At 35.5% G+C, this 5,382-nt stretch carries 8 protein-coding genes; 6 read left to right on the plus strand and 2 right to left on the minus strand.

Annotation, left to right across the window (positions count from 1 at the left end; genetic code table 11):
* Window positions 1–522: 522 nt before the first annotated feature.
* Both MR593_RS10605 and MR593_RS10610 read right to left on the minus strand, forming a co-directional pair.
* The gene (locus tag MR593_RS10605; protein WP_290692669.1) at window positions 523–846 is read right to left on the minus strand and encodes a helix-turn-helix domain-containing protein; all 324 of its coding nucleotides are present in this window, start codon (window positions 844–846) and stop codon (window positions 523–525) included.
* A 484-nt stretch (window positions 847–1,330) separates the two neighbouring features.
* Window positions 1,331–1,639 carry a Mor transcription activator family protein gene (locus MR593_RS10610; RefSeq protein WP_290692671.1) on the minus strand — a complete coding sequence of 103 codons (309 nt, stop codon included), beginning with the start codon at window positions 1,637–1,639 and terminating at the stop codon, window positions 1,331–1,333.
* 302 nt (window positions 1,640–1,941) lie between these two features.
* Between MR593_RS10610 and MR593_RS10615 the strand changes: the two genes are divergently transcribed.
* From MR593_RS10615 to MR593_RS10640, 6 genes are all read left to right on the plus strand, one after another.
* Window positions 1,942–2,169: a DUF2922 domain-containing protein gene (locus tag MR593_RS10615; RefSeq protein ID WP_290692673.1), complete on the plus strand. Its 228-nt coding sequence runs from the start codon at window positions 1,942–1,944 to the stop codon at window positions 2,167–2,169.
* Window positions 2,170–2,294: 125 nt separating this feature from the next.
* Window positions 2,295–2,516 carry a DUF1659 domain-containing protein gene (locus MR593_RS10620; RefSeq protein ID WP_290692675.1) on the plus strand — a complete coding sequence of 74 codons (222 nt, stop codon included), beginning with the start codon at window positions 2,295–2,297 and terminating at the stop codon, window positions 2,514–2,516.
* A gap of 82 nt (window positions 2,517–2,598) precedes the next feature.
* The gene (locus tag MR593_RS10625; RefSeq protein ID WP_290692677.1) at window positions 2,599–2,826 is read left to right on the plus strand and encodes a DUF2922 domain-containing protein; all 228 of its coding nucleotides are present in this window, start codon (window positions 2,599–2,601) and stop codon (window positions 2,824–2,826) included.
* 13 nt (window positions 2,827–2,839) lie between these two features.
* Complete coding sequence (locus MR593_RS13610) at window positions 2,840–2,983, plus strand: YvrJ family protein (protein WP_290692679.1); 144 nt, start codon at window positions 2,840–2,842, stop codon at window positions 2,981–2,983.
* Window positions 2,984–3,140: 157 nt separating this feature from the next.
* Window positions 3,141–4,052 carry a hypothetical protein gene (locus tag MR593_RS10635; RefSeq protein WP_290692681.1) on the plus strand — a complete coding sequence of 304 codons (912 nt, stop codon included), beginning with the start codon at window positions 3,141–3,143 and terminating at the stop codon, window positions 4,050–4,052.
* An 18-nt stretch (window positions 4,053–4,070) separates the two neighbouring features.
* Window positions 4,071–5,381: a DnaB-like helicase N-terminal domain-containing protein gene (locus tag MR593_RS10640; protein ID WP_290692683.1), complete on the plus strand. Its 1,311-nt coding sequence runs from the start codon at window positions 4,071–4,073 to the stop codon at window positions 5,379–5,381.
* Window position 5,382: the final 1 nt, after the last annotated feature.

The raw sequence follows: 5,382 nt of genomic DNA on the forward strand, positions 1-5,382 counted from the left end.
CCAGTTCTAGGCACAATAACCATCGTAAACACCATCGCCAAAGCCAAAACAAACGACAATGTCTTCTTTAAATATTTCATTTCACACTCCTCCTTTAAAATTTCACCTGTCAATCCTCATCGACAGAATTTATAATTGAAACTTGTCAGAACTCACAAAATTAGAACTTTTTGATGTGCTAAAAATCGAAATAATACCCTCTTATTCTATATGTAAGTACCAACAACTAAACATTGTACTTTCATACATCACCCCCATATATTTATTATAATGCACGCTGTCAAAAATTTCCATAGCAACGCACTTTATATATTCTAAAAATATACCTATTATTATAGAACAAATCAAAACTATTTTCCATATATTTCCTGTTCATTTTTTTGCACTTAAAACACATTTTTCCAACTATAACTCAAATAAAATTTCTATACAAAATATTCCCCCTCACTCACTGCAAAAGATCTATCAAAATTTACTTAATTAAACTTAAAAATATCAATCCTAATCCCTTTCATATTTATTTTATCTCAAACTCAACTCGGAATAACACCCCAAATCCAGCACAATAACCCTATCCTCAAACATATCAGAAATATCAACCCCCTCACAGCGATACCCCTCATTTATAATATTCCTAACCTGTCTCTCACCCACATTACAAGTCGCCGCGATATTTTTAGTAGAAACACCCAAATTATACAGCCTCAAAATCTCCATATTTCTAAAAATCCTCTTCAGATAAGAGGTCCCGCGTATGTACACGTACTCATTGCCAAAAACACTATTCATATATACGAAAAATACCCACGGGATGCTGCTCAGAGCTTCATTTTTTGTCTTTTTCAAATAACTTTTTAAGGAACAATAAAAATACGTAATATCTCCATACACGCTCCATCGAAATTCCACATTCATACTATTTGTGTTCGCCATAAAAATACGCCTCCATTCATAACAACAATAGACAAAAACAAACACATACAGCTCCTGATCTCGTCAAGCACATTTGTATATATTTTTTATAATCGTAAAATGTTTTATAAATTTTCTATTTGATATGATAGTAAAACATTTTCATAAAAATTACAACGTTTTTCATTTCCCATATTTTTTCATTTATTTAGCTTTTTTTCCCAAGGATATGAATTATATGTTTTTTTATATACATAACTGTAAAAAATAGTAATTATCTACCGTCAAATATTGTAGTTCAAAAACAAAAAAGATAGAAATTCCTCTAAAAAAAGGTTTGAGCTTTTTCTATCTTTTCCTACAATCTATTTCATAAAAAAATAGCCCTCCCTGCATCCACACAGGAAAGGCTATCTACCTACTTACTATTCAACTCCTCCTCAACCCTCTTGACAATCCTTCTAATACAAGACTCCGAAACCTTCCACTTAGCCGCCAACGCCTTCACACTTCTACCTTCACAAAACTCATCATAAATCCTCATATTCCTCTTAGCTCTCCTGTAGCACTCCTTGCTAGGAATATAAATCTGGCTTCCATTATAATCCTCGACTATCCTCTGAAACAAAACCTCGCCGACTATATCAAATAGTCTGTACAAATCACTCGATATATACTTCTTCATATAATCGTCGTTCATGATTTTCACCTCCATAAACCATCGCATCTGATCCTTCACTATTTAAATTTACTTCTATAATTAAACATTAAACTAAATCGCGGAAATTTTACACATAAACTATTTCCAATTTTTGTTTGGAGCAAAAAATTTTAAATGACAAATTTTTCAAAAATAAAAATATTAACTCGAAAAATAAAACTTCTTCTGAACTCTAGTATTTTCAGAGCTCACAAGCGTTGATTTTGAGCAAAATTCGTGCACGTTTTTTTAGCCCTCGTCCGCAAAATAATATATCATTATATTAAGAAAACAAATTAAAAGTTTTCAAAACCAACGGAGGTGATCAAATGGATGAAAATAAAAAACTGGTAATGGTATTCAAAAACGAGGTGGACAAGCAGGTCTCAATTAGCATCGACGACCCAAAAGACACGATCACAGAAGCAGAAATCAAAGCAGCTATGGATTTAATAGTAGAAAAGAACATTTTTAAGAAAAACAACTATTCGCTAGTCGAAGCGGTCGAGGCCCAAAACGAAAATACGCAAACCAACGAATACGATTTGGTGATTTAATTTTAGTGTGACACGGGTGTGTATTATATCATAATCTGCCAATACTACAACTCGGCATATTTTGATATTTAAAATCAATTTAAATTATTTTCAAAAAAATTAATTAAAAAAGGAGGCAATATATTATGGCTGTTTTATCTACTAAAAATTTATCTTCATTAAAATTATATTTTGACAAGGGGTTAGACATAAACTCTAAAAGAGTAATCGCGACTAAGACATTTAGCTTCGTCGATCCAGAGGCGCTAGACCAATCTTTGATGGATGTGGCAAACGCACTAGCAGGGCTTCAACAACATGATTTATACAACGTCGTCAGAATAGACAACACGTCTTTATCTGAATAAGAAGCTAAGTATCAGTTTAAAGTTTAATTAAAAGCTGGGGATATCTCCCCGGCTGTGTAAAAATTCAAAAGGAGATGATATCATGGATGAAAACAAAAAATTAGTAATGGTATTCAAAAACGAGGTTGACAAGGAAGTCTCAATAAGCATAGATAACCCAAGGGACGATGTAACTGAGGCAGAAATCAAGGCGGCTATGGATCTAATCGTAGAAAAAAACATATTCAAGAAAAATAACTACGCATTCACAGCTACAGTCGGGGCTAAAATAGTCAACACTCAAACAACTGAATACGACCTAGTATTATAGGAAGTGATCAGTTATGGAATTTATCGAAAGTCTAATAGCTAATGTAGGATTCCCAGTGGCTGTATCCATCTATCTATTGATCAGGCTGGAGAACAAGCTGGAATCCTTAACCAATAGCATAAATGAACTTTCCAATAATATTATAAATTTAAAATAATAATTAAAACAGATGCCTGCCTATTAATAATACAGGCATCTGCACTCTCCCTCGAAATTCCGACGGAGTAAAAATGTTTGATTATCTAAATTATTACCAGCATTTCAAATTTTATACTTATTTTATAAAAAAATTTTTAAGTTAGGAGCGTGTAATTATGAAATATACAATACATGGATTTTCTCAAGTGCAATCAGTGAGATTCGGGTTAAATTGCGAGGATTTGTTGCTGCTTAGATGGTTTGTTGATTTTAAGGACTCTGGGAAAATGAAGTCAAGGCTGATAAACGGCAAAACTTACTACTGGGTTTGTTATGAAAAAATGGCCGACGATCTTCCTATAGTCAGCTCAAAAAAGGACACTATCTACAGAAAATTAAAAAACATGGCCGAGCTCGGTATTTTGGAGAAAAAAACCATAAAATCAGGCGGCACATATTCCTATTATAATGTAGGAAAAAATTACGCTGCTCTAATCGACGATTCATCAGACCTTCCAGATGAGGCAGATTTTGACGAATCCTCTGATATAGATGAGGAGGATTTTTGCGAAAACTCATCGGATATTTATCCGACTCATTCTGATAATCATCCGAGTAACGCGGATATCCATCCAAACCAAACGGATATTTATCCCGAACAAAAGATTCTTCCACCAAATAAATCTACTATACAAAAACCTCGCGCGAAGGATTCAGACGAATTTCTACTAGCTGAGCTTTTGTTCGAGCATATTCAACACAGAAACCCAAACATCAGAAAACCAAACCTAGATAGATGGTCATCAGTTTTTGCATATATGCTAAACGTAGAAAAAAAATCAATCACAGAAATCACCGACCTAATCAGCTGGATTTACAAGCCAGACAACTTCTGGTGCTGCAGAATACTGAATCCAGACGACTTAAAACGCAAATACGACAAGCTAATTGCGATTAAAAATTTTGAAGAAAATCAACATCTGCTAAAAGGCTACATCCCTGCTAATTCATACTCTTCAGATGCAAATATATTCAAAACACAATACGGTGCCTATGATTTATCAGGCTTCGAGCTAATCGGCGGATAAAATCAAAGGAGGTAAAAAATGGATTTATTCAACATACAAGCAGAACAAAGTATACTCGGCGCAATTTTAATCGAACCGCGCTCAATACTTGACGGCAACGAGATAAAATTTTCGCCGTACGATTTTTTTAGAACAGAGCACAGGATTATTTACGATGCCATGAAAAAGCTCTCAAACGACAACTGCGAAATCGACATCATCACTCTGTCAAACGAGCTGACAAATACAGACATGATAGACAGAGTCGGTGGAATTGCCTACTTGGCAGATCTCATGACCATCGTGCCAACTAGCGACAACATCCTCTACTACATGAAAATCGTAAAAGATCTCTCAATCAAAAGGAAAGTCCACAACATGCTACTAGAAACTCAGACTAAGATCAAAACACTTGAGACAGATGATTTGGTAAAATTTTCAGAAAATCTAAAATCCACGCTCTTAGATACAGGCAATGCCGAGGATTTATTCATAGATGCGTCAACCGTGTCATTTACATCACAAAATTTACCAGCTATACCGACTGGATTCGAGGATATAGATACGATGTGTGGCGGCGGACTCACATACGGCTCGCTGTCGATTTTAACTGGAGAGCCTGCCTCTGGGAAAAGTACGATAATCAACCAAATTATAGCAAGCGCACTGAGCATAGGCTTTAACTGCTTCATCTACTCCGGTGAGCTGACATACCAAATGCTGATGAACTGGTTTGCCAAAACAGTCGCAAACAACGAGGATATCATCAGGTGCAAAAACTCATTTGGTACATACGGCCAAGTCTCAGATGAAGCCCTAAACTACATAAGCAGCTGGACGAGGGACAAATTTTTCATATACTCAAAAGACGCGCGAGCCGACGAAGCGAATCTAAACAGCGCAATCGAATATCTAGCCATCAAAAAAAACGTCAAGCTATTCGTGCTAGACAACCTGATGACACTAGAATTCAGCGGTACAGACAAATACGAAAAACAAATAAACACAGTAAAAACACTAAAAAATTTAGCAAAAAAATACAACCTAGCAATAATCTTAGTAGCCCATCCCAACAAAAGCTCCACACAAAACCGAGAACCGCACGTATTTGAAATCTCAGGCGCCAGCGAGATCCCAAACCTAGCAGACTACATATTCAAAATCCTAAGAGGCGAGGACGACCAATCACTACTAATGCTTCTAAAAAACAGAGTCACAGGCATCCAAAAAAAGAAATTAAAACTGAGCTTCGATACACTCAGAAAAAGATTCTACTCAGAATCCTACAGAGAAGTCGCCCGCGACTTTGGATACAAGCCAAAATGGGAGCAATCAAGCATATACGACTAAA

The sequence above is a fragment of the Intestinibacter sp. genome (genome assembly GCF_022780145.1).
Classification (GTDB): Bacteria; Bacillota; Clostridia; order Peptostreptococcales; family Peptostreptococcaceae; genus Intestinibacter.